15 protein-coding genes are annotated in these 25,082 nt (G+C 55.0%); 13 read left to right on the top strand and 2 right to left on the bottom strand.

Features of this window, described 5'->3' with window-relative positions; translation table 11 throughout:
- Positions 1 to 13 precede the first annotated feature (13 nt).
- Entirely contained in the window at positions 14 to 1,321 is a 1,308-nt protein-coding gene (locus tag R9X49_RS11505) for a maltoporin (RefSeq protein ID WP_319848470.1), read from the top strand.
- 504 nt (positions 1,322 to 1,825) lie between these two features.
- Here the strand turns inward: R9X49_RS11505 and R9X49_RS11510 are convergent.
- Entirely contained in the window at positions 1,826 to 2,908 is a 1,083-nt protein-coding gene (locus R9X49_RS11510) for a sn-glycerol-3-phosphate ABC transporter ATP-binding protein UgpC (RefSeq protein ID WP_319848471.1), read from the bottom strand.
- A 494-nt stretch (positions 2,909 to 3,402) separates the two neighbouring features.
- Here R9X49_RS11510 and R9X49_RS11515 point away from each other — a divergent pair, with 494 nt between their 5' ends.
- From R9X49_RS11515 to R9X49_RS11540, 6 genes are all read left to right on the top strand, one after another.
- Positions 3,403 to 4,635, top strand: coding sequence for an extracellular solute-binding protein (locus R9X49_RS11515; protein WP_319848645.1), 1,233 nt, complete (start codon positions 3,403 to 3,405; stop codon positions 4,633 to 4,635).
- A gap of 88 nt (positions 4,636 to 4,723) precedes the next feature.
- The gene (locus R9X49_RS11520; protein WP_319848472.1) at positions 4,724 to 6,040 is read left to right on the top strand and encodes a carbohydrate ABC transporter permease; all 1,317 of its coding nucleotides are present in this window, start codon (positions 4,724 to 4,726) and stop codon (positions 6,038 to 6,040) included.
- 12 nt (positions 6,041 to 6,052) lie between these two features.
- Positions 6,053 to 6,901, top strand: coding sequence for a sugar ABC transporter permease (locus R9X49_RS11525; protein ID WP_011094699.1), 849 nt, complete (start codon positions 6,053 to 6,055; stop codon positions 6,899 to 6,901).
- Positions 6,902 to 6,936: 35 nt separating this feature from the next.
- A complete protein-coding gene (locus R9X49_RS11530; protein WP_319848474.1) occupies positions 6,937 to 8,151 on the top strand; it encodes an arabinogalactan endo-beta-1,4-galactanase in 1,215 nt (404 codons plus the stop codon).
- Between the two features lie 302 nt (positions 8,152 to 8,453).
- A complete protein-coding gene (locus R9X49_RS11535) occupies positions 8,454 to 10,514 on the top strand; it encodes a beta-galactosidase (RefSeq protein WP_319848475.1) in 2,061 nt (686 codons plus the stop codon).
- Between the two features lie 154 nt (positions 10,515 to 10,668).
- Positions 10,669 to 11,010, top strand: a complete 342-nt coding sequence (locus R9X49_RS11540) for a glucose PTS transporter subunit EIIB (protein WP_011094702.1) — start codon at positions 10,669 to 10,671, stop codon at positions 11,008 to 11,010.
- Positions 11,011 to 11,409: 399 nt separating this feature from the next.
- On the opposite strand, the gene R9X49_RS11545 is transcribed toward R9X49_RS11540, so the two are convergent.
- Positions 11,410 to 12,375 carry an aldo/keto reductase gene (locus tag R9X49_RS11545; RefSeq protein WP_319848476.1) on the bottom strand — a complete coding sequence of 322 codons (966 nt, stop codon included), beginning with the start codon at positions 12,373 to 12,375 and terminating at the stop codon, positions 11,410 to 11,412.
- Between the two features lie 262 nt (positions 12,376 to 12,637).
- Between R9X49_RS11545 and R9X49_RS11550 the strand changes: the two genes are divergently transcribed.
- From R9X49_RS11550 to baeS, 6 genes are all read left to right on the top strand, one after another.
- Positions 12,638 to 13,828 carry a NupC/NupG family nucleoside CNT transporter gene (locus R9X49_RS11550; protein ID WP_155116516.1) on the top strand — a complete coding sequence of 397 codons (1,191 nt, stop codon included), beginning with the start codon at positions 12,638 to 12,640 and terminating at the stop codon, positions 13,826 to 13,828.
- A gap of 249 nt (positions 13,829 to 14,077) precedes the next feature.
- Positions 14,078 to 15,313 (top strand): MdtA/MuxA family multidrug efflux RND transporter periplasmic adaptor subunit, encoded by a 1,236-nt coding sequence (locus tag R9X49_RS11555; RefSeq protein WP_319848477.1) that lies wholly within the window; start codon positions 14,078 to 14,080, stop codon positions 15,311 to 15,313.
- The gene (locus R9X49_RS11560; RefSeq protein ID WP_319848478.1) at positions 15,313 to 18,435 is read left to right on the top strand and encodes an MdtB/MuxB family multidrug efflux RND transporter permease subunit; all 3,123 of its coding nucleotides are present in this window, start codon (positions 15,313 to 15,315) and stop codon (positions 18,433 to 18,435) included. The genes R9X49_RS11555 and R9X49_RS11560 overlap by 1 nt, the downstream gene beginning before the upstream one ends.
- Entirely contained in the window at positions 18,432 to 21,512 is a 3,081-nt protein-coding gene (gene mdtC / locus R9X49_RS11565) for a multidrug efflux RND transporter permease subunit MdtC (protein WP_319848479.1), read from the top strand. Before R9X49_RS11560 ends, mdtC begins: the two co-directional genes overlap by 4 nt.
- A gap of 773 nt (positions 21,513 to 22,285) precedes the next feature.
- Complete coding sequence (locus tag R9X49_RS11570; RefSeq protein ID WP_319848480.1) at positions 22,286 to 23,686, top strand: MFS transporter; 1,401 nt, start codon at positions 22,286 to 22,288, stop codon at positions 23,684 to 23,686.
- Between the two features lie 7 nt (positions 23,687 to 23,693).
- Entirely contained in the window at positions 23,694 to 25,061 is a 1,368-nt protein-coding gene (gene baeS / locus R9X49_RS11575) for a two-component system sensor histidine kinase BaeS (protein ID WP_319848481.1), read from the top strand.
- The last annotated feature ends 21 nt before the right edge of the window (positions 25,062 to 25,082 follow it).

The raw sequence follows: 25,082 nt of genomic DNA on the forward strand, positions 1-25,082 counted from the left end.
CGAAAGGTATATTATGAAAAGAAAACTGCTGACAACATCCATTGCGCTGAGTTTGGCAATGCTGGCAACCCCTTCTTATTCCGTTGATTTTTCAGGATACTTCCGTTCTGGCGTGGGTGTATCAAACCACGGAAAACAACAGAGCGCCGATAAGAGCTATGTGGGAAGATTAGGTAACGAAGATGACACCTACGGCGAAATCCAATTAGGACAGCAGCTGTATAACGAAAATGGGAAAACGTTTTACTTCGACAGTATGATTTCTATGTTCTCCAACGGCTCGAACGATAATGAAACGACAAAGAATGACGATGCCGAGTTTGGTTTACGCCAGTTAAATCTTCAGGCGAAAGGCTTTGTACCAGGGCTGCCGGATGCCACGGTCTGGGCGGGGAAACGTTACTACCAGCGCCATGACTTGCACATCATCGATACCAAATACTGGAATATCTCCGGTGCGGGTGCCGGGATCGAAAACGTCAAAGCCGGTGAAGGCGCGTTCTCATTTGCCTGGATCCGCGCCGATGCAGAAAACATGAACGTCGACTGTAGCAACAGCCAAAACAGTCAGGAATGTACGTCCAGACGAGACACCTACGACGATCTGAACATCAACTATCTGGACGCACGCTATGCAGGCTGGAAGCCGTGGGACGGCGCGTGGACAGAGTTCGGTATCTCCTACGCAATGCCGAATGAAGCGGACACACAGAAAAATATCTTCCTCGCGGAAGGCCAAAAATTCGATCCTAAAAACTCGATGATGATCACAGGTGAACTCAGCCACTACTTCTCTGGCCTCAAGTCCAGCCAGAAACTGGTGCTGCAATATGCCGACAAAGGGCTGGCGCACAACATGGTCGATCAGGGCGGCGGCTGGTATGACGTCTGGAGCATCAACGACAGCGCCAAAGGCTACCGCGTCATTCAGGCCGGTGACCTGCCGATCACCGATAATATTTCTCTGAGCCATGTTCTGACCTACGGTAAAGCAGATGAAATCAGCCGCTGGCGCGACAGCACAGAATTATTGTCTGCGGTAGGTCGTGGCCAATATGCCTGGACCAAGAACCAGAAAACCTATCTGGAAGCGGGCGCGTATCAGAAAAAAGATAGCTGGAAAGCCGGTACAGAAACCAAATACAGCGGTGAAAAATACACGCTGGCACACGCCTTCAGCGCCGATATTCCGATGCTGACACGTCCGGAACTGCGCTTCTTCGTGTCTTACCTGAACGGTGGGAACGAAAACAAAAACCGCTTCAACGACGAACGCAGCAATGCGGTAAATTTCGGTATTCAGGCAGAAGCCTGGTGGTAATACGGCTCTAACCCTCAGCCGGGCGGGCTCATCATTCCCGCCCGGCATTTCCCAAAAGGCCTTCTACCGAAGGCCTTTTTCCGTTTCTGATATCTACGCACTCACTGTTTTTCTTATATCGGCGTAAAAAATCGCGCTGAGGTGTACATGATCGCCGGATGAGCGGCATGGACGCCGCGAAAGTCTGCGCCGCGTCGGGAGCGCGTCGCAGGCGGTCCGAATAGCGAGCATGAACATCGAAGGCACCGCGAAGCGGCGCGAATCACGCCGAAAAGCCAGTGGTCAAGGCGCTGCGGCGATTGAGCGCGCCTTGTCGGGCGTGTAACGATGTTACAGAGAAATAAGATGCCTAACACGCACGAAACACTTACACCGCATCAGCATAAAGAAAAACAGTTTCTACAAGAGGCCGTAGACAGCGGAAGCAAAGCCAGCGCCCGCTAAGGGCGCTGTTTATGTTTAGAAAGGATTTTGACTATTTAGATTCGACGATGCAGTCGCTTATTACGCGCTGATGCGCAAACCATCGGCGTTAAACACCAGACAGTTATCAGGCGAGAAGAACACCTCAATATGTTCATACGGCTTGAAGGCGCTGTCGCCCGCCAGCAGCAGTTTGAAGTTATCAATCCCACAGCATTGGCCGAACAGATAGGTGCTGTTGCCTAAACGCTCAACAACCTCGCAGCCGAATGACAGGCGAATGCCTTCGCCTTCCGGCGACACGTGTTCCGGCCTCAGCCCCAGCGTTATCGTGCTGCCAACACTCAGCTCACCAGTACGAATCGGCAGTTCAAGCTGTAGCTGTTCGGCAATATTCACCGTCAGGCTATCCGGCGTCCAGTCGATAACCTGCGCTGGCAGGAAGTTCATTTTCGGCGAACCGATAAAGCCCGCAACAAACTGGTTAACCGGATGATAGTAAAGCTCCATCGGCGTTCCAACCTGCTCGACTTTGCCGTAATTCATGACCACGATCTTATCGGCCAGCGTCATGGCCTCGACCTGATCGTGCGTCACGTAGATCATCGTCGTTTTCAATTCCTGATGCAGCTTGGCAATGTGTAACCGCATATCTACACGCAACTCGGCATCCAGGTTCGACAGCGGTTCATCAAACAGGAACACTTTCGGATTACGCACGATAGCGCGTCCGATCGCCACGCGCTGACGCTGGCCGCCGGACAGCTCTTTCGGCTTGCGCTCAAGCAGATGGGACAGTTGCAGCGTCTTCGCCACCATCTCGATCTGGTGCTTAATCTGGTCTTTCGGTACGCCATTCACGCGCAGGCCATAGCCCATATTCTCAGCGACAGTCATGTGCGGATACAGCGCATAAGATTGAAACACCATCGCCACACCGCGGTGAGCGGGGGCGACATCATTTACCACCACATCATCAATCATGATTTCACCGCCCGTGACATCTTCCAGCCCGGCAATCATTCTCAGCAATGTCGACTTACCACAGCCAGACGGCCCGACAAAAACAGCGAACTCACCATCTGCAATCGTCAGATTCACATCGTGAAGCGTAATCGTTTTGCCAAAATGCTTACTAACTTTATCCAACTGGATAGACGCCATAACGGTAACCTCTTGATAATTTTACTTTTCAGTATATAAGCGCTGAGTCGAGATAGCCTGGTGCTCACCCACTCAAAATGGCTCGACAGCCCTTCCAGACGCGTCAACATCCGGTCAGGCTGACCTGTACGCTGGTCATAATCTCAATATAACAGCATGGTGTAACCGCTTGCACAAACAGGGGGTTACTTTTGTGCATGAGATCACAGCCTTTACATGTTTCGCTGGCAGACGTGGCGCACTCTGCTTAATGTAATCGCAACTGGTGTAACCGTTACCCTACATTGTGGAAAACGCGCAATAAAGCGCCAACCGCCATACAGAGACGATGACCAGAAAGCGCGTACAGTCAGATGCCTCATTTCCTGCTTTGTGCTGCCGTGCGGTGTAACGTTACACCAACACCGCACAGAGGCGGCAAAAATGGCAAAAAAGAGAACAGTACGCGACGATTTCCGACCATGATGGGCCCACCAGGGCTTTGAGGACTAATGATGAAAATGAAAACACTGACCACCGTCATTATGATTTCACTGGGTATCACTGGCGTACTCAGTAAATCAGCGCTGGCAGCCGATAAAGAGCTTCTGGTATGGGAAGATATCAAGAAATCCGACGGTATCGCCGATGCGATCAAAGCCTTTGAAAAACAGAATAATGTCAAAATCAAAGTGCTGGAAACGCCTTACGCTCAGCAGATTGAGAAACTCCGTTTGGACGGCCCGGCGGGGATCGGCCCGGATGTGATTGTCATGCCGCACGATCAGGTCGGCACCGCCGTCGTTCAGGGGTTGATTAGCGAACTGAAACTGGATCAGACGTTCCTGTCGAGTTTCACCAAGCCAGCTCTGGAAGCCCAGACCTATAACGGGAAGCTGTACGGCGTGCCGAAAGCCGTTGAAACCACCGTACTGGTCTACAACAAAGATCTGATGCCACAGCCGCCGGAAAAATTCGACGACCTGTTCACCTTCTCCAAACAGCAGCGTGCAGAAGGCCGTTACGGTCTGCTGGCGAAATTTGACGAAATTTATTACGCCTATGGCGTCATCGCCGGAATGGGCGGCTACATTTTCGGACAGAACAGCAACGGTTCACCGAACGTAAAAGACATCGGTCTGGATAAACAAGCCACCATCGATGCGGTGAACTACATCAAGAAATTCTATGCCGATGGCCTGTTCCCACCGGGCATCGTCGGTGAAACCGGCGCTAACGCCATTGACTCCCTGTTTACCGAGAAAAAGGCCGCTGCCGTCATTACCGGTCCGTGGGCGTTCCAACCGTACAAGAACGCCGGCGTAAACTATGGCGTGGCGCCACTGCCGCTGCTGCCAAACGGTGAGCATCCACGTTCCCTGCTGGGCGTGAAAGGCTACAGCATTTCCACCTACTCCAAAAACAAAGAACTGGCGCAGAAATTTATTGAGTTCATCAATCAACCTGAATACGCCAAAGTTCGCTTCCAACTGACCGGTGAAATCCCACCGATCGCCGCGCTGATTGACGATCCGCTGATTAAGGACGACGAAAAATCCCGCGCTGTCGCGATCCAATCCGGCTATGCCGTCCCTATGCCAAGCGTACCAGAAATGCAGGAAGTCTGGACGCCAGCTAACAGCGCGCTGCAACTGAGCGTGACCGGCAAGCAGGACACCAAAGCGGCGCTGGAATCCGCCGTGAAAGTCATAAAAATGCAGATCGAAGCTAACCACAGTAACCAGTAATCCCCTGCTCCACCGTGGGTCAACATGGGTTTCCTCGTTTATCCCCAAATACATTTCGGGGAGTGGGGATACTCATGTTTTTAAGAAAATGGAGGTAGATGTGACCGTCAACGCCAGCGGCCTTGCGCCACAAGAGAGAGGGCGTCGCCATGCCAGAACAGCGGTATTGTTGGCGCTCGTCCCCGGCCTTGGGCAGATTTATAACCGCCAGATCGTCAAAGGCGCGTTTTTCTTTATCGTCATGGTCTGCTTTATCAGCGTATTCCATGATTTCCTGCGAGACGGCGCGTGGGGGCTGATTACGCTGGGCACCGAACTGCCGCGCGATCACTCCATTTTTCTGCTGGCAAAAGGCATTATCAGCCTGATCGTCGCTGCCTTTGGCATCGGCGTTTACTATTGCAGCCTGCGCGATGCCTATGTGTGCGGCACCAGACGCGATAAAGGCCTGCCGCTGAACAGCGTGAAGAAGCAATATCAGATGCTGCTGAGCGAAGGCTTCCCTTATCTGATGATCACGCCCGGTTTTATCCTGCTGGTATTTGTCGTGGTTTTCCCGATTATTTTCGGTTTTTCCATCGCCTTTACCAATTACGACCTCTACCACACGCCGCCGGCCAAACTGGTCGACTGGGTCGGGATGAAGAACTTTATCAACATCTTCCGGCTCGATCTCTGGCGCTCGACGTTCTTTGACGTGCTGCAATGGACGGTCATTTGGACGCTGATTGCGACCACGCTTCAGTGCGCCGTGGGCATCCTGCTGGCGATTTTGGTGAACCAGAAAGGCCTGCGTTTCAAACCGCTCATCCGCACCATTCTGATTCTGCCGTGGGCAGTACCGGGTTTCGTTACCATTCTGGTCTTCGCGGGGATGTTTAACGAAACGTTTGGCGTGATTAATAACGGCATTCTGGCCGCGCTGGGGATTGAACCCAAGGCGTGGATGACCGATCCATTCTGGACCAAGACCGCGCTGATTTTGATGCAAACGTGGTTAGGTTTCCCGTTTGTATTCGCTATGACGACCGGCGTCTTGCAGGCGATTCCTGACGACTTGTACGAAGCCGCGACGATTGACGGAGCCAGCAGTTGGTACAAGTTGACCACCATCACGCTGCCGCTGGTGCTCTACTCCATTGCGCCGATCATCATCACGCAATACACGTTCAACTTTAATAACTTCAACATCATCTATCTGTTCAACAACGGGGGACCGGCGGTAATCGGTTCTAACGCAGGCGGGACGGATATTCTGGTGTCCTGGATTTATAAGCTGACCATGTCTTCTTCCCAATATGCGATCGCAGCCAGCATCACCATTCTGCTGTCGATCTTTGTCGTGGGAATCGCGCTGTGGCAGTTCCGCGCCACCAATTCCTTTAAACAAGACAACATGGCATAGGAAAGCGCGCAGATGAAAAAACACAGCGTTAAACGCCAGAATTTTATCAAACTTGGCCTGACCTACCTGCTGCTGACGATAGTCGCCGTCATCATTATTTATCCACTGATCTGGACGGTAGGCGCGTCGTTGAATCCCGGCAGCAGCCTGCTCAACACGTCAATCATCCCAGATAACTTCTCCTTCATTCACTATGAAGAGCTTTTTAACGGCCAGATTGACTACGCCGCCTGGTACTGGAACTCGATGAAAATCAGCTTCCTGACCATGATTCTGACGCTCGTCAGCGTCAGTTTCACCGCGTATTCATTCTCTCGCTTCCGCTTTCGCGGCCGCCAGAACGGGCTGATGCTGTTTCTGCTGTTGCAGATGATCCCGCAGTTCTCCGCGCTGATTGCCATCTTCGTGCTGGCGCAGATGCTGGGGCTGGTGAACAGCCATATTGCTCTGGTGCTGGTTTACGTCGGCGGCATGATCCCGATGAACACCTATCTGATGAAAGGCTATTTGGATGCCATTCCCAAAGATCTGGATGAGTCCGCGCGTATGGACGGCGCAGGCAACTTCCGCATCTTTATCGAGATCATTATGCCGCTGTCCAAGCCGATCATCGCGGTGATTGCCCTGTTCTCATTTACCGGCCCGCTGGGCGACTTCATTCTCTCCAGCACCATCCTGCGTACGCCGGATCAGTACACGCTACCCATCGGGCTTTACAACCTGGTCGCGCAGAAAATGGGAGCCAGCTACACCACCTACGCCGCTGGAGCCGTGCTGATCGCGGTACCGGTCGCCATTCTTTATCTTTCATTACAAAAGTACTTTGTCTCCGGCCTGACGTCAGGCGGAACCAAAGGGTAATTACTCAACATCTGTACATACTCCAGGAACGTAAAATGAAAATGAAAAAACGCGTACTGATGGCTGCCATGCTCGCAACTGGCCTGCTGACCGTCTCCCTGCCGCAAGCCCTGTATGCAGCTGAGAATGTGACAATCAATAAGTTGACGAACGTCCCTGCCGACTTCATTAAAGGCGCGGATATTTCCATGCTGAACGAGGTGGAAAAGCACGGCGGAAAATTTTATGACGAGCACGGCAAACAGAAAGACGCCATGCTGATTCTGAAAGAGAACGGGATTAACTATATTCGCCTGCGTATCTGGAACGATCCGAAAGATGCAGCGGGCAACGCCTACGGTGGCGGTAACAACGATCTGGCCACGACGCTGGCACTGGCGAAACGCGCCAAAGCGAACGGCATGAAAGTGCTGCTGGATTTCCACTACAGCGATTTCTGGACCGATCCGGCCCACCAAAACAAACCCAAAGCCTGGTCTGGCCTAAACATGGCACAGCTCACAACGGCCATACATGACTACACCAAAGCCACAATTAGCGAATTCCAGAAAGCGGGCGTCATGCCGGATATGGTGCAGATCGGTAACGAACTGAACGGCGGAATGCTGTGGCCGGAAGGAAAAAGCTGGGGTCAGGGCGGTGGTGAATTCGATCGCCTCGCGGCGCTGCTGAACGCAGGTATTCAGGGCGTTAAGGACGTACAGGGCGCGAATAACGTCAAGATCATGCTGCATCTGGCAGAAGGCACCAAAAACGATACCTTCATCTGGTGGTTCGATGAAATCGTCAAGCGCAATGTCCCGTTCGATGTCATCGGTGCCTCGTTCTACACCTACTGGAACGGCCCCATCAGCGCGTTGCAGTACAACATGAACGATGTGACCAAACGCTACAATAAAGACATCATCGTGGTTGAGGCCGCCTATGCTTATACGCTGGAAAACTGCGATAACGCGGAAAACAGCTTCCAGCAAAAAGAGCTGGATGCAGGTGGTTATCCGGCTTCCGTTCAGGGTCAGGCCAACTACCTGCACGATCTGATGCAAAGCATCATCAATGTCCCTAATCAGCGCGGCAAAGGCATCTTCTATTGGGAGCCCATCTGGCTGCCTACCCCCGGCGCAACCTGGGCTACGAAAGCTGGCATGAAATACAACAACGACGAATGGAAAGAAGGCAACGCGCGGGAAAATCAGGCGCTGTTCGACTGCAAAGGCAACGTCCTGCCTTCCATCAAAGCGTTTAAGTAAGCCGTAAACCGTATTCAAAGCGTGACAATCCGTTTACTGAACAAGAGCGGCGATAATGGGATAGAAGAGTAAAGCGTTTGCGCCATGGACAAAAACGTCAGGAACGTTTTTGAACGTCGCTTGCGACGGCCCTGAAAGGGTGAATCTCAGGGATGAGATTCATATCCGCGCAACTCGAGCGTACAGGGATGTATTCACAGCGTCTTTACGATCTACCCATCATCGCCGTGTAAGCACATTGTCAGCTATCTCGAACACGCAAACCGTATTCAACGCGTTGACAACCCGTTTAGGAGAGAACGATGTTCAAATTCCCCCCATTAAGCAGCAAAGTCCCTGTTCTGCTACACGGTGCTGACTATAATCCTGACCAATGGCTGGACAACCCAGAGGTTCTGGAAAAAGACATTGAAATGATGAAGCAGACCCAGTGCAACGTCATGTCCGTGGGTATTTTCAGCTGGTCCGGGCTTGAACCGGAAGAAGACCGCTACGAATTTAGCTGGCTGGATAACATCCTCGACACGCTGTATGCCAACGGTATCTTCGTTTTTCTGGCAACGCCCAGCGGTGCGCGCCCAGCCTGGCTGTCGCAAAAATACCCTGACGTGCTGCGCGTGGGTAGCAACCGCGTACGCGCGCTGCACGGCGGTCGCCACAATCACTGCCTGAGTTCGCCGAACTATCGCGAAAAAGTGAAACAAATCAACACCCAGCTGGCAAAACGTTATTCGCATCATCCTGCGGTGATCGGCTGGCATATTTCCAACGAATACGGCGGCGAGTGCCACTGCGATACCTGTCGCAGCACCTTCCAGAACTGGCTGAAAGCCCGCTACGGCACGATAGGCGAGCTGAATAAAGCGTGGTGGAGCACCTTCTGGAGCCACACCTACACCGACTGGTCACAGTTAGAACCGCCTTCGCCTATCGGTGAAGTCTCTATTCACGGCCTGAATCTGGACTGGAAACGCTTTAACACCTCACAGGTCAGCGATTTCTGTGCCGCAGAAATTGCCCCGCTCAAAGCCGAAAATCCGTCTCTGCCAACGACGACGAACTTCATGGAATATTTCTATGATTACGACTACTGGCAGTTGGCGAAGGTGATCGACTTCATTTCCTGGGACAGCTACCCGCTGTGGCATAACGCGGAAGATGACTGCACGCTGGGTGCCTATACCGCGATGTATCACGACCTGATGCGTACGCTGAAAGGCGGAAAACCCTTCTACCTGATGGAGTCCACGCCGAGCCTGACCAACTGGCAGCCGATCAGCAAGCTGAAAAAGCCGGGAATGCATATTCTGTCTTCACTTCAGGCTGTCGCGCACGGTTCAGACTCCGTGCAGTATTTCCAGTGGCGTAAGAGCCGCGGTTCCGTCGAGAAATTCCACGGTGCCGTGGTCGATCATGTCGGGCATATTGATACCCGCGTCGGGCGTGAAGTACAGGAGCTGGGTGACATACTCAACAAACTCGCTCCCGTGGCAGGCAGCCGGATTGACGCCAAGGTCGCCATCATTTTCGACTGGGAAAGCCGCTGGGCGATGGATAACGCCCAAGGGCCGCGCAACGCGGGGCTGTTCTATGAAAAAACCGTCACCGAACATTATCGTACGTTCTGGGAACAGGGCGTGGCGGTGGACATTATCAACGCCGATGTCGATCTCAGCGGCTATCAGCTTGTGATTGCACCGATGCTCTACATGGTACGCGATGGCTTTGCCGAACGCGTCGATGCATTCGTCAAACAGGGCGGCCGCTTCGTCACCACCTACTGGTCTGGCGTCGTTAACGAAACCGATCTGTGCCATCTGAACGGTTTCCCTGGGCCGCTTCGTCCTATCATGGGCATTTGGGCGGAAGAAATCGACGGCCTGTACGATCATGAAAGCAACAGCATCAGCGGCCTGAGCGGTAACGAGCAACGTCTGGTCGGTCCGTATCAGGTCACGCACCTGTGCGAGCTGATTCACCTTGAGGGTGCGCGAGCGCTGGCGACCTATGACAGCGATTTCTATGCCGGACGCCCCGCCGTTACGGTCAATGATTACGGCAAAGGCCAGGCTTATTACATCGCCTCACGCAACGACCTCGCCTTCCAGCGTGATTTCTTCACCACGCTGATACAGGCGCTGGATTTACCGCGTGCGCTACCGACCGACCTGCCTTACGGGATTGTCGCTCATCGTCGCGATGACGGGGAAAGTGAGTTTATCTTCGTACAGAACTACACGGCAACGGCGCAGCAGGTCACGCTGCCTGCCGCCTACGAAGAAATGACCACCGGCAGCACGCTTTCAGGGTCTATCGATCTGTCAGGCTACGGCTGTCGGATCCTGCGCCGCGCGTTGCAGTAACTACGCCTGCTTGCCGGTTAAGCATCACGGGACTGAGACGGTCACGGTGATAGGTGTTCCTACGAAACCTCATCACCGTGTTTCGCCTAACAGTAATCCTACGTGAACCGCATTATCATACGCACGCTGATAAACAAACGAAGAGGTGACTACGATGGGCAAGATTCACAATTTTCGGAAATTGTTCGCGTCAATGTTGGGTAAGCAAATTACCGAAATTGAAATCGCTTCACCGCTAGATAAAGAGAATTTGCAGCAGTTAGTGAACGCCTTTGGCGGCAAAGAAAATATCGTCAGTCTGGATGCCTGCATCACCCGCCTGCGGGTTGAGGTTCACAGCCTGCGACTGGTCAACAGCGACAGCCTGCAAAAACTGGGGGCTATCGGTGTGATCATCGTCGGTCATCAGGTACAGGCTATTTTCGGCACCCAGTCGGATAACCTGCGCCGCGAACTGGCCGCCTGGTTTGAGGATGATGGCGCAGAAGCACACTAAGAGTGTTACGACGCTCAACGGTTTTTGCCGTTATCCGGCGTAAAAAATTATGCTGAGGTGATAGCGGGCTTAGGATGAGCCGCATGGACGCGGCGAAAGCTTGCGCCACGTCCGACAAAAACGTCAGAGACGTTTTTGAACAGCACTCGTGCTGGCCCGAAGGGCGAGCCCCGTTTATGGGGCGAGTAAACGTGTCGCAAGCGGTCCGTTAAGCCAGATATCGACGAAGGCACCGCTTTAGCGGCATAATTCCCGCCAAAAATCCGGGGTTCATAGGGGGCTGGCGTAGCCCCCTATGTCGGGCGCGCGCTACGACGTAGCATAAAAATGGCGGCATTATCGCGCACGAAACCATCTTCACGTCCGCATAAAAATCACCATTTCGAAAGTATCAATTTCCTAATAACGACTCGCACGGTTCAGCAACTCAATATCTTCTGCCGGCAGCACCAGCCGCGTTGCGCTCGCCAGTTCAGCGACCTGCTCCAGCGATGTCGCACTGGCGATCGGGGCGGTAATACTCGGACGGGCGATCAACCAGGCCAGCGCAACCTGCGACGGCGTTGTCTGATGTGCATTCGCCACGCTATCCAGCGCTTCCAAAATGGTGCGGCCACGCTCGTTGAGGTATTTCTCCACTACGCCCTGTCCGCGCGCACTTTTCGATGCATCCTTCGGCTGACGATACTTGCCTGACAAGAACCCGCTCGCCAGAGAATAATAGCTAATGACCCCGATCCCTTGTTCGCGCACCAGCGGTTCCAGCGCGGCTTCATAGCCCTGCCGATCGTACAAGTTGTATTCCGGTTGCAGCGTTTCATAACGTGCCAGATGGTTGGCTTTACTGATTTTCAGCGCCTCAGCCAGACGTGTCGCGCTGTAGTTAGACGCGCCAATCGCGCGCACTTTGCCCTCTTTAATCAGCGCATCAAACGTGGCCAGCGTTTCTTCCAGTGGCGTATCTTTGTCGTCCGTGTGTGCCTGATAGAGATCGATATAGTCCGTTTGCAAACGCTGTAATGAAGCCTCGACCGCCTGACGAATATAGCGAGGAGACAGCCCTTTCTTGCCGTCCCCCAAGTCCATCCCCACTTTGGTGGCGATAATAACCTTGTCACGCTGGCCGCTTTTCTTCAACCAGTTGCCGATGATCGTTTCAGATTCACCGCCCTGATTACCGGGTGCCCAGCGCGAATAAACATCAGCGGTATCAATGAAATTCAGCCGATGTGCCAGCAGCGCATCCAGCAGGCTGAATGATGTCGGCTGGTCAACCGTCCAGCCAAAGACATTACCGCCGAACGAGAAAGGTGGAACCACGATCCCAGAACGTCCAAGCTCACGTGTGGTATTTGATACTGACATAATCACTCTCCTTTTGAATCATGCAAAAACATCATAAAAATACTCGCCAACCTGCAACCTAAAGCAGGGCAATGCCACTTTTCGTTTGGGATAAGAATAATGAATGACCAGAAAAGTGCGAATAACGAGACGTAGCATTTAGTTTAGATAAAATCCCAAGGTATAATTGTTTTTTTGCGGTCTTCCTCTCATTTTTAATGCACGCGTTACATAAAATGACGTGGAAAATTTGGCCTGCCTCATATTTGGAGCACACATGTCCCTGTCCCATATCGCGCAATTTATTCTGGCGCTGGTTGTTGTTACGGCGCTGGCGCTGCTTGTCTGCCGCGATCGTAAAAGCATTCGTATTCGTTTTATTATTCAGCTACTCGTCATCGAAATTCTGCTCGCTTACTTCTTCCTGTACTCAAACGTTGGGTTAGGTGTCGTCAAAGGGTTCGCAGCGGTATTCGACAAATTACTCGGATTTGCAGGCCAAGGGACGGACTTCGTATTCGGTGATATGGTGAATAGTGAGAAGAACCTGATTTCCTTCTTCTTCAAAGTGCTCTGCCCTATCGTCTTCATTTCCGCGCTGATCGGTATCCTGCAACACATTAGAGTGCTGCCGATCATCATCCGCGCCATTGGTACGCTCCTGTCCAAAGTAAACGGCATGGGCAAACTGGAATCCTTTAACGCAGTCAGTTCACTGATTCTCGGCCAGTCCGAAAACTTCATTGCCTATAAAGATATTCTGGGCAAGATGTCTGAAAAGCGCATGTACACCATGTCCGCTACCGCCATGTCGACCGTGTCGATGTCTATCGTCGGTGCGTACATGTCTATGCTGGATGCCAAATTCGTCGTTGCTGCGCTGATTCTGAACATGTTCAGTACCTTCATCGTGCTGTCGCTGATTAACCCCTACAAAGTCGGTGAAGAGCCGGAATTGCAGTTGGGTAATCTGCATGAAAATCAGAGCTTCTTTGAAATGCTGGGCGAATACATTCTGGCGGGCTTTAAAGTTGCCGTTATCGTTGCAGCTATGCTGATCGGTTTCATTGCACTGATTGCCGCAGTCAACGCCATTTTCAGCGCCATTTTTGGCATCAGCTTCCAGGAAGTCCTCGGCTACGCGTTCTACCCGTTCGCTTGGATCATGGGCATCCCCTCTAACGAAGCCCTGCAGGTTGGTAGCATCATGGCAACCAAACTGGTTTCTAACGAATTTGTCGCAATGCTGGAACTGCAAAAAGTGGCAGGCGAACTGTCTCCACGCAGCGTGGGCATTCTGTCTGTGTTCCTGGTGTCCTTCGCCAACTTCTCGTCCATCGGGATTATTGCTGGCGCGATTAAAGGCCTGAACGAGCAACAGGGCAACGTGGTTTCCCGTTTCGGTCTGAAACTGGTTTACGGTTCCACGCTGGTGAGCATCCTTTCCGCCGCTATCGCCGGTCTGGTGCTGTAACCCTTCATCGTGTTATAGAATTTCTATCCCTATCCGGCAGCCTCGCGCTGCCGGATTTTTTTTCCCTACAAACCCTGACATATCTTCCATATTTCCTTCATTTTTGTCCGGCATCTCCTGTTTAAACTAGTAAAATAAGGCCATGGTCCCATAACCTGCTTGCTAAAGTGACAACGCACGCACGTGCAGCTTGAAGTATGACGGGTACACCGTGCTTCCCGCGCAACCTGGAGAGAGTAATCCATCACTATGAATGCCAAACGTATCCGAGGCCTGCTGATACTTGCCGCCGTCATCGCTATTGCCGTGCTAATCTGGCGCCACTTTACCCAGACGCCCCCTGCCGCCCCCGGCACGAGTGAACAGCACGCCGCCCGTACGTCACATTCGGGAAACAGCAGCAGTGGCGGTGGACGCCGAGCGGCCATGCGCACGCTGGCCCCCGTGCAGGCTGCGCTGACGCAATCCGCTTCCGTCCCCTACTATCTGTCCGGTTTAGGTACCGTCACCGCAGCCAATACCGTCACGCTGCGCAGCCGGGTGAACGGCGAACTGATGGCACTACACTTTCAGGAAGGGCAACAGGTTAAAGCTGGTGATCTGCTGGCGGAAATCGACCCGCGGCCTTTTCAGGTAGAACTCACGCAGGCACAGGGGCAGTTGGCAAAAGATCGGGCCGTGCTGGCTAATGCTCAACAGGATTTAGCGCGCTACCAGCAGTTGGTGAAAACCAACCTGATTTCTCGTCAGGAGCTGGATGCCCAGACCGCCGCCGTTCGTCAGGCGGAAGGCACGCTAAAAGCCGATGAAGGTGCCGTAGCCAGCGCACAGCTCCAGTTGGATTACAGCAAGATCACCGCGCCAATCAGCGGCCGGATCGGCTTAAAGCAGGTCGATGTCGGGAATTACATCACCAGCGGCGACACCAATGGCATTGTCGTGATTACGCAGACCTACCCGATTGATGTCGTCTTTACCGTACCGGAAGCGGAAATCTCCACCATTCTGAGCGCGCAGAAATCAGGCCAGCCCCCCGTGGTGGAAGCCTGGGATCGCGCCAATCAAAAGAAACTCTCACAGGGCATCCTGCTGAGCATGGACAACCAGATCGACGCCACCACGGGCACGATCAAGCTCAAGGCGCGTTTTGACAATCTGGACGATGCCCTGTTCCCGAACCAGTTCGTGAATATCCGCATGAAGGTCGATACGCTGAAAAACGCCGTCGTCGCCCCTTCCGCCGCCGTGCAAATGGGGAATGAAGGCCGTTTCGTCTGGATTCTGAATGATAAAAACGAAGTCAGTAAGCGTCAGGTGACCACCAGTATTCAGTACGGCCAGTTGGTTGTGGTAACTGCCGGACTGGACGCCGATGTGAAGGTCGTCACTGACGGTATCGACCGCCTGACCGAAGGGGCGAAAGTGGAAGTCGTGCCCTCAGCGCTGACGGAGAAAACGCCCGCGATCGCTGGGGAGAAATCCTGATGCAGGATACCGTTCCAGCCAGCGGCGGCGGGCCGTCACGCCTGTTCATTCTGCGCCCGGTCGCAACAACGCTGCTGATGATCGCCATTCTGCTGGCCGGTATAATCGGCTATCGGGCGCTGCCGGTTTCCGCACTGCCCGAAGTGGATTACCCAACGATTCAGGTCATTACCCTGTATCCCGGTGCCAGCCCCGATGTGGTGACGTCTGCGATTACCGCGCCGCTGGAGCGGCAGTTCGGCCAGATGTCCGGGCTAAAACAGATGTCGACGCAGAGCGCCGGTGGCGCATCCGTCATCACGCTTCAGTTCCAGCTTGAACTGTCGCTGGACGTCGCCGAACAGGATGTGCAGGCCGCCATCAATGCGGCCAGCAACCTGCTGCCTAACGATCTGCCCTATCCGCCGACCTACAGCAAAGTGAATCCGGCCGATCCGCCGATTATGACGCTGGCCGTCACCTCCAGCGCCATGTCGATGACGCAGGTGCAGGACATGGTGGACAACCGCATCGCGCAGAAAATCTCGCAGGTGGCGGGCGTCGGTCTGGTGTCGTTAGCCGGTGGGCAGCGTCCTGCCGTGCGGGTAAGGCTTAACGCGCCAGCGCTGGCGGCATACGGCTTGACCAGCGAGACGATCCGCACCGCCATTACTGCCGCCAACGTGAATTCCGCCAAGGGGAGTCTGGACGGCCCGACGCGCTCGGTCACGCTCTCCGCCAACGATCAGATGAAAACCGTTGATGATTACCGCAGGTTGATTGTCGCGTGGAAGAATGGCGCGCCGGTGCGGCTTCAGGATGTCGCTACCATCGAGCAGGCCGCCGAGAACATTCATCTCGGTGCCTGGGCAAATCGGCAGCAGGCGATCATTATCAACGTTCAGCGCCAGCCGGGTGCCAACGTCATCACGACCACGGACAGCATTAGCAAGATGCTGCCTGCGCTAAAAGCCAGCCTGCCGAACGCCGTCGAGGTCACCACGCTGACTGACCGCACCACCAGCATTCGCGCCTCGGTGAAAGACGTCCAGTTCGAGCTGCTGTTGGCTATCGCGCTGGTCGTGATGGTGATTTACCTGTTTTTGCGTAACGCCGTCGCCACGCTGATCCCCAGCATTGCCGTGCCGCTGTCGCTGATTGGCACCTTTGCCGCCATGTACTTCCTCGGTTTTTCCATCAATAACCTGACGCTCATGGCGCTGACCATCGCCACTGGTTTCGTGGTGGATGATGCCATCGTGGTGATCGAAAACATCGCCCGCTATATCGAAAAAGGGGAAAAACCGCTTAATGCCGCGCTGAAGGGCGCGGGAGAAATCGGCTTTACCATTATCTCCCTGACCTTCTCGCTCATCGCCGTGCTGATCCCGCTGCTGTTTATGGGCGATATCGTCGGACGACTGTTCCGCGAGTTTGCCGTCACGCTGGCGGTGTCTATCCTGATTTCCGCCGTCGTATCGCTTACGCTAACCCCCATGATGTGCGCCCGGATGCTGAGCCATCAGTCACTGCGTAAACAGAACCGTTTTACCCGCGCCAGCGAACGCTTCTTCACTCGCCTGATTGATGCCTACGGCGTCTGGCTGCGCAAGGTGTTGAACCATCCGTGGCTGACGCTCAGCGTCGCGCTCGGTACGCTGCTGCTGACGGTTTTGCTCTATATCTGGATCCCGAAAGGCTTCTTCCCGATCCAGGATAACGGCATCATTCAGGGCACCGTACAGGCGCCGCAAACCGTCTCGTTCAGCAATATGGCCGACCGCCAGCAGCGCGTCGCGTCTATCATTATGAAAGATCCGGCGGTGGAGAGCGTGTCTTCGTTCATCGGCGTTGACGGCACAAATGCCGCGCTAAACAGCGGCCGACTGCAAATCAACCTGAAACCGCTCAGCGAACGCAGCGAACGTATTCCAGAGATCATCAGCCGCCTGCAACAGCAGACGGCACAAATTCCCGGCATCCAGCTCTATCTGCAACCGGTGCAGGATCTCACCATCGACACCCAGATTAGCCGTACGCAGTACCAGTTCACGTTGCAGGCGATGTCGCTGGACGAACTGAGCCAGTGGGTGCCGAAGCTCATGGCCGAATTGAAAAAACTGCCGCAGCTAGAAGATGTCAGCAGCGACTGGCAAGACGGTGCAGCAGTCGCCTACGTCAACGTGAACCGCGACAGCGCCAGCCGTCTGGGTATCACGATGTCGCAGGTCGACAGCGCATTGTACAACGCCTTTGGTCAGCGTCTGGTTTCCACTATCTATACGCAGGCCAGCCAGTACCGCGTGGTACTGGAACACGATACAACCAACAACACCGGTCTGGACGCGCTGAACGACGTGCGCCTCATCAGCAGCGACGGCGGTACCATTCCGCTCAGCAGTATTGCCACCATTGAAGAGCGTCAGGGACCGTTGGCGATCAACCATATTGACCAATTCCCGTCGACGACGATCTCCTTCAACGTCGCTAAAGGCTATGCGCTGGGTGAGGCGGTGGATGCCATTACGCAGGCCGAACAGCAGATGAACCTGCCTGCGGATATCACTACCCGTTTCCAGGGCAGTACGCTGGCCTTCCAGTCGGCACTGAGCAGCACCGTGTGGCTGATCGTAGCGGCGATTGTCGCGATGTATATTGTGCTCGGCGTGCTGTACGAAAGCTTTATTCACCCCATCACCATCTTGTCTACGCTGCCAACGGCGGGCGTCGGCGCGCTGCTGGCGCTGATGATGGCGGGGAATGAGCTGGATGTGATCGCCATTATCGGGATCATATTGCTCATCGGGATCGTGAAGAAGAACGCCATCATGATGATCGACTTCGCACTGGCGGCGGAGCGAGAACAGGGCATGAAACCGTACGACGCGATTTATCAGGCCTGTTTGTTGCGTTTCCGGCCGATTCTGATGACCACCATGGCGGCGCTGCTGAGTGCGCTGCCGCTGATGCTGAGCACTGGCGTCGGTGCGGAACTGCGCCAGCCGCTGGGGATCTGTATGGTCGGTGGCCTGATCATGAGCCAAATTCTGACGCTGTTTACGACACCGGTGATTTACCTGCTGTTTGACCGTCTGGCGACGCGTTTCCGCCGTACGCCGCGTCAGGAGGAAGAAACCGAGTGAAGTTCTTCGCCCTGTTCATCCACCGCCCCGTCGCCACCCTGCTGCTGACGCTGGCTATCGCACTCTGTGGCATACTGGGTTTCCGCCTGTTGCCAGTGTCTCCGCTGCCGCAGGTGGATTTCCCGGTGATTTCGGTCAGCGCCTCCCTGCCCGGCGCCTCGCCAGAAACGATGGCCTCCGCCGTCGCGACGCCGTTGGAACGGGCACTCGGCAGGATCGCAGGCGTCAGCGAAATGACTTCTACCAGTTCGCTCGGCAGCACGCGCGTCATTCTGGTGTTTAACCTCGACAGGGATATCAACGGCGCAGCGCGTGATGTGCAGGCGGCCATCAACGCCGCGCAAAATCTGCTGCCGTCCGGTATGTCCAGCCGCCCGACCTACCGCAAAGTCAATCCGTCCGATGCGCCTGTCATGATCCTGACGCTGACCTCGGACACCTACAGTCAGGGGCAGCTGTACGACTTTGCCTCAACTCAGCTGTCACAGAAAATTTCGCAGATGGAAGGCGTCGGCGATGTCTCCATCGGCGGGAGCTCCCTGCCCGCCGTACGCGTCGCGCTGAATCCGGTGGCGCTGTTTAATCAGGGCATTTCTCTCGATGAGGTACGGCAGGCCATCGCGCAGGCGAACGTCCGCCAGCCGCTGGGCAATGTGGAAAACAGCCAAAAAAGCTGGCAAATACAAACCAACGATGAGCTAAAAACCGCCGATGCCTACGCGCCGCTGATTATCCACTACAACAACGGCGCCGCCGTCCGCCTGAGCGACGTCGCCACCGTGGAAGATTCGGTGCAGAATTCCCGTAACGCGGGGATGGCAAATTCTAAGCCTGCGATTCTGGTGATGATTCGCCGCGCGCCGGATGCCAACATTATTACCACGGTAGACAATATCCGCGCCGCCATGCCGGAGCTGCGCGCCAGCCTGCCTGCCGAAATACAGCTGGATGTCGCGCAGGATCGTTCCCCCACCATTCGCGCGTCGCTGGCGGAAGTGGAACAATCGCTGGTGATCGCCGTCGCGCTGGTTATTCTGGTCGTCTTCCTGTTCCTGCGTTCCGGCCGTGCCACCGCCATTCCGGCACTGGCCGTACCGGTATCGCTCATCGGCACCTTCGCGGCAATGTACCTGTGCGGCTTTAGCCTGAACAACCTGTCGCTGATGGCGCTGACCATTGCCACCGGTTTCGTGGTGGATGACGCCATCGTGGTATTGGAGAATATTTCCCGCCACATTGAAGCAGGTATGAAGCCGCTACAGGCGTCGCTTCAGGGCGTGCGCGAAGTGGGGTTCACCGTCTTATCCATGAGTCTGTCGCTGGTTGCCGTGTTCATCCCACTACTGCTGATGGACGGCCTACCGGGGCGGCTATTCCGCGAATTCGCCGTCACGCTGTCAGTGGCGATCATGATTTCGCTGCTGATCTCACTCACGCTCACGCCGATGCTATGCGCACGACTGCTGCGTGCCGTGCCTAAACGTAGCCAGCCGCGCAAGCGCGGTTTTAATCGCGTGCTGTTGGCGATGCAACAAGGCTATGGGCGATCGCTGAAATGGGTGCTCAACCATGCACGCTGGGTTCTGCTGCTCCTGTTGGGCACCATTGCACTCAACGTCTGGCTGTATATCAGCATTCCGAAGACCTTCTTCCCGGAGCAGGATACGGGCCGACTGATGGGCTTTATTCAGGCTGACCAGAGCATTTCTTTTCAGGCCATGACGGTGAAACTCCAGAACTTCATGACCATTGTCAGCAGCGACCCGGCGGTGGATAACGTTAACGGTTTTACTGGCGGATCGCGCACCAACAGCGGTTCGATGTTTATTTCGCTCAAGCCGCTGTCCGAGCGAGATGTGTCGGCACAACAGGTGATCAGCCGCCTGCGCATCAAGCTGGCAAAAGAACCCGGCGCTAACCTGTTTTTAATGCCGGTGCAGGATATTCGCATCGGCGGGCGGGAAGCGAACGCCGGATATCAGTACACGCTGCTGTCTGACGATTTGAGCGAACTACGCATCTGGGAACCCAAGATTCGTGCGGCTTTCAGCAAACTGCCTGAGCTGGCCGATGTGAACTCCGATCAGCAGGACAAAGGCGCGGAAATGGCGCTAACCTACGATCGCGATGCGATGGCGCAGCTCGGCATCAGCGTCTCTGCCGTTAACGCGCTGCTCAACAACGCCTTCGGACAGCGTCAGATTTCAACCATTTACCAGCCGCTGAACCAGTATAAGGTGGTGATGGAAGTGGATGACGCCTACACGCAGGACGTCAGTTCACTGAACAAGATGTTCGTGATCAACAGCGAAGGTAAACCCATCCCGCTTTCTTACTTCGCCAGTTGGAAACCGATCAACGCGCCGCTATCAGTGAACCATCAGGGGTTGTCTGCCGCCTCAACCATCTCTTTCAACCTGCCGGAAGGCACCGATCTGTCCAGCGCCACGGCAGCGATAGAAAGAACCATGACGTCTCTGGGCGTGCCGTCAGCGGTACGCGGCCAGTTCTCCGGTACGGCACAGGCGTTCCAGCAGTCACAGTCTTCCCAGCTGTTGCTGATTCTGGCGGCGATTATCACCGTGTATATCGTGCTGGGTATGCTGTATGAGAGCTATGTGCATCCGCTGACGATTCTGTCGACCCTGCCCTCGGCGGGCGTGGGGGCGCTGCTGGCGCTGGAGTGGTTTGGCGCGCCGTTTAGTCTGGTGGCACTGATTGGTATCATGTTGCTGATTGGGATCGTGAAGAAGAACGCAATCATGATGGTGGATTTCGCGCTGGTGGCACAGCGCAGCGGCAAACTGAGCGCACAGGACGCTATTTTCCAGGCCTGCCTGCTGCGTTTCCGCCCGATTATGATGACCACGCTGGCCGCGCTGTTTGGCGCACTGCCGCTGGTGCTGACCAGCGGCGACGGCGCGGAACTGCGACAGCCCCTCGGCATCACGATCGTCGGCGGGCTGGTGATGAGCCAAATCCTCACGCTGTACACCACCCCGGTGGTGTATCTGTTTTTCGACAAGCTGAGGAATATTCGGCGCAAAGCCCCGGAGAAGGATTTGTCACTGTCGTGACGGAATAGGATTAGCGTTAGCTATCTAATTAATATGCTATTTATGGGGATATTTCGTGCGCGTAATGCTCGCTGTTTTTCTGGTAGCGCCCCGAACGCGCCCGACCAAGGGCGGCTCAATTGCCGTCGCCCTTGGAACCCTGGCTTTTGGCGCTAAATTGTACCGCTACGCGGTGCCTTCGCCGAAAGCCGTCTCTTTACGGGCCGCCAGTGACGCGTTTACTCGCCCCATAAATGGGGCTCGCCCTTCGGGCCAGCACAAGTGCTGTTCAAAAACGTCGAGACGTTTTTGTCCGGCGCGGCACTGTCTTTCGTGGCGTCCATGCCACTCACCCGCGAGCCAGCTTCCGTCTCAGTACAATTTTTTACGCCAGAAAAAAATGTTAAGCACACGAAGTGACAGAAAAGGAATATATAGCTCGCAACGAACTCCCGCCTTGGCGTAAATGATGCTGAGGAGGAGATGATCTCTCGGATGAGCGGCAGGACGCCGCGAAAGTCGCTGCCGCGTCGGGAACGCGTCAGCGGCGGTCCGAACAGGAGAACATTGACGACGAAGGAACCGCGAAGCGGCATCATTTCCCGCCAAACAGCCTGGGTTCACAGGGCGGCGGCGACTGAGCGCCCCTGTGTCGTGCGCATACAGAAAGCATGCAGAGAAAAACAAAGGTTAAGCGCACGAAACCTCGCCAAAATAACAAGTTACACAATCGGGTGTCGGCATATGTATTCACCAGCTATCCATTTATCACTTAATCAGGGGGAATCTGAAACATGATGAATTCCGCCTCCGTCCGCTGGCAGCTCTGGATTGTTGCCTTTGGCTTCTTTATGCAGACGCTGGACACCACCATCGTGAATACCGCGCTGCCTTCGATGGCCGCGAGTCTGAATGAAAGCCCGCTGCATATGCATTCGGTGATTGTTTCCTATGTGCTGACGGTCGCGGTGATGCTGCCCGCCAGTGGCTGGCTGGCGGATCGTATCGGCGTGAAGAACATCTTCTTTGCCGCGATTCTGCTGTTTACGCTCGGGTCGCTGCTGTGCGCCCGTTCGGAAACGCTGAATGAGCTGCTGGCCTCGCGCGTTATTCAGGGGATCGGCGGAGCGATGATGGTGCCGGTAGGGCGGCTGACGGTGATGAAAATCGTCCCGCGCGATCAGTATATGGCGGCGATGACCTTCGTGACGCTGCCCGGCCAAATCGGTCCGCTGATGGGGCCCGCACTCGGCGGCTTTCTGGTGGAATACGCCAGTTGGCACTGGATCTTCCTCATCAACCTGCCCGTTGGCATTATCGGCGCGCTAGCCACCTGGTTCCTGATGCCCAATTACACCATGCGGACGCAACGCTTTGACATCAGCGGCTTCCTCTGGCTTGCCGTCGGTATGGCCACGCTGACGCTGGCGCTGGACGGTAACCGCAGCCTCGGCATTCCGCCGATTGCCATTTTTGCGTTAATCACCGTTGGGCTGATCGCACTGCTGAGCTATTGGCTACACGCGCGCCGTAACGAACGAGCCCTGTTTAATCTGCGTCTGTTCGACACCCATACCTTCTCTATCGGCCTGACAGGCGGGCTATTGGCGCGCATCGGCAGCGGTATGTTACCGTTTATGACGCCGCTGTTTTTACAGTTGGGAATGGGCTTTTCGCCGTTCCATGCCGGGCTGATGATGGTGCCAATGGTGCTAGGCAACATGGGAATGAAGCGAATCGTCGTGCAGATCGTCAATCGCTTAGGCTACCGCCGCGTGCTGATTGTCTCCACGCTGCTGCTGGCGCTGGTCACCGCGCTGTTTGCGCTGGTCGCACTTATGCAATGGATCTGGATGATCCCGATCGTGCTGTTCTTCCTCGGCATGGTGAACGCCATTCGTTTCTCCACCATGAACACGCTAACGCTGAAGGATCTACCGGATACGCTCGCCAGCGGCGGTAATAGCCTGATGTCGATGACCATGCAGTTGTCCACCAGCCTCGGCGTCAGCATCGCAGGTATTCTGCTGGGCATGTTTTCTCAACCGCACATGGCGGCAGGAAGTGGAGAAACCCACATGGTGTTTATTTACACCTACCTCAGCATGATCGTCATCATCGCCCTGCCCGCATTGATTTTTAACCGTGTCCCGGCAGACACCATCAAGCAGTCAACGCTGCCGCGTAAACCGTGAGGTCGTTATGAAATTCGGAATCACCGCCAAGCTGTTCCTCGCGATTTTCGCCACCTGTATGCTGGTGCTGATTACCATGCACTGGGGCGTGCGCGTCAGCTTCGAGCGCGGCTTTATCGATTACATTAAGCGCGGCAACGAACAGCGGGTCACGCAGCTACGCGACGCACTCGCAGAGCAATATCAGCTGCACGGCGATTGGTCATTCCTACGCAACAATGAACGTCTGGTGTTCAAAATGCTGCACTCGATGGATCAAAACAGCGACACCGACAACAGCATGCAGGGATGGCGAGTGCGTCTTTGGGTGCTGGATGCAAACAAACGCAAGCTGTTCGGTTCCCCGGCACCGATACCGAAAGAAGGTACCTCGCAGCCCATTCAGGTACAAAACCAGACGGTCGGCTGGATTGTGGCCTCACCCGTTGAGCGCCTGACCCGCAATGCCGACATCAGCTTCGATCAACAACAGCAGCGCACCAGTTGGCTGATTGTCGCGCTCTCGACGCTGCTTGCTATCATCGCCACCTGGCTGACCGCGCGTGGCCTGCTCGCGCCTGTCAAACGGCTGGTCAGCGGCATGCACAGTTTGGCGTCAGGTGATTTCAGCACCCGAGTGACGGCCAGCTCGCACGATGAATTGGGCAGGTTAGCGCAGGATTTCAATCAGTTGGCCATCACGCTGGAGAAAAATGAACAGTCTCGCCGCGCGTTTATGGCCGACGTCTCCCATGAGTTACGCACGCCGCTGGCGGTGCTGCGCGGCGAGCTGGAAGCCTTGCAGGATGGCGTACGCAAGCCCGACTCGCATTCTCTGCATTCGCTCCAGTCTGAGGTGACGACGCTCACTAAACTGGTGGACGATCTGCACCAGCTCACCCTGTCCGATCGCGGGGCGCTGGCCTACCGCAAGACGTCTGTAGACGTGGTGCAAATTCTGCATATTGCTATCGCCGCGTTTCATGAACGTTTCCAGAAAAAGCAGATTACGCTCACCACCGATTTACCGACTCAGGCTGGCGTCTTTGGTGACCCGGACCGATTAAGTCAGCTATTTAACAATCTGCTGGAAAATAGCCTGCGTTACACCGATGAACAGGGCCAACTGGCCATTGCGCTAATTCATCAGCATAAACACTGGGCGATTATCTGGCAGGACAGCGCCCCCGGCGTGACCGATGAGCAGCTTACGCTGATTTTTGAGCGTTTTTACCGTGCGGAAAGCTCGCGCAACCGCGCCAGCGGCGGCTCCGGGCTGGGGCTGGCTATCTGCAATAATATCGTTGAGGCGCATAGCGGACGGCTGTATGCTGAGCATTCGCCGTTAGGGGGAGTGATGATTACCATCGAGCTCCCCTTGCACGTACCTGATTAAGATCCACTCCGAATAAGCAGA

It is taken from the genome of Pectobacterium carotovorum (genome assembly GCF_033898505.1).
GTDB classification, from domain to species: Bacteria; Pseudomonadota; Gammaproteobacteria; order Enterobacterales; family Enterobacteriaceae; genus Pectobacterium; species Pectobacterium carotovorum_J.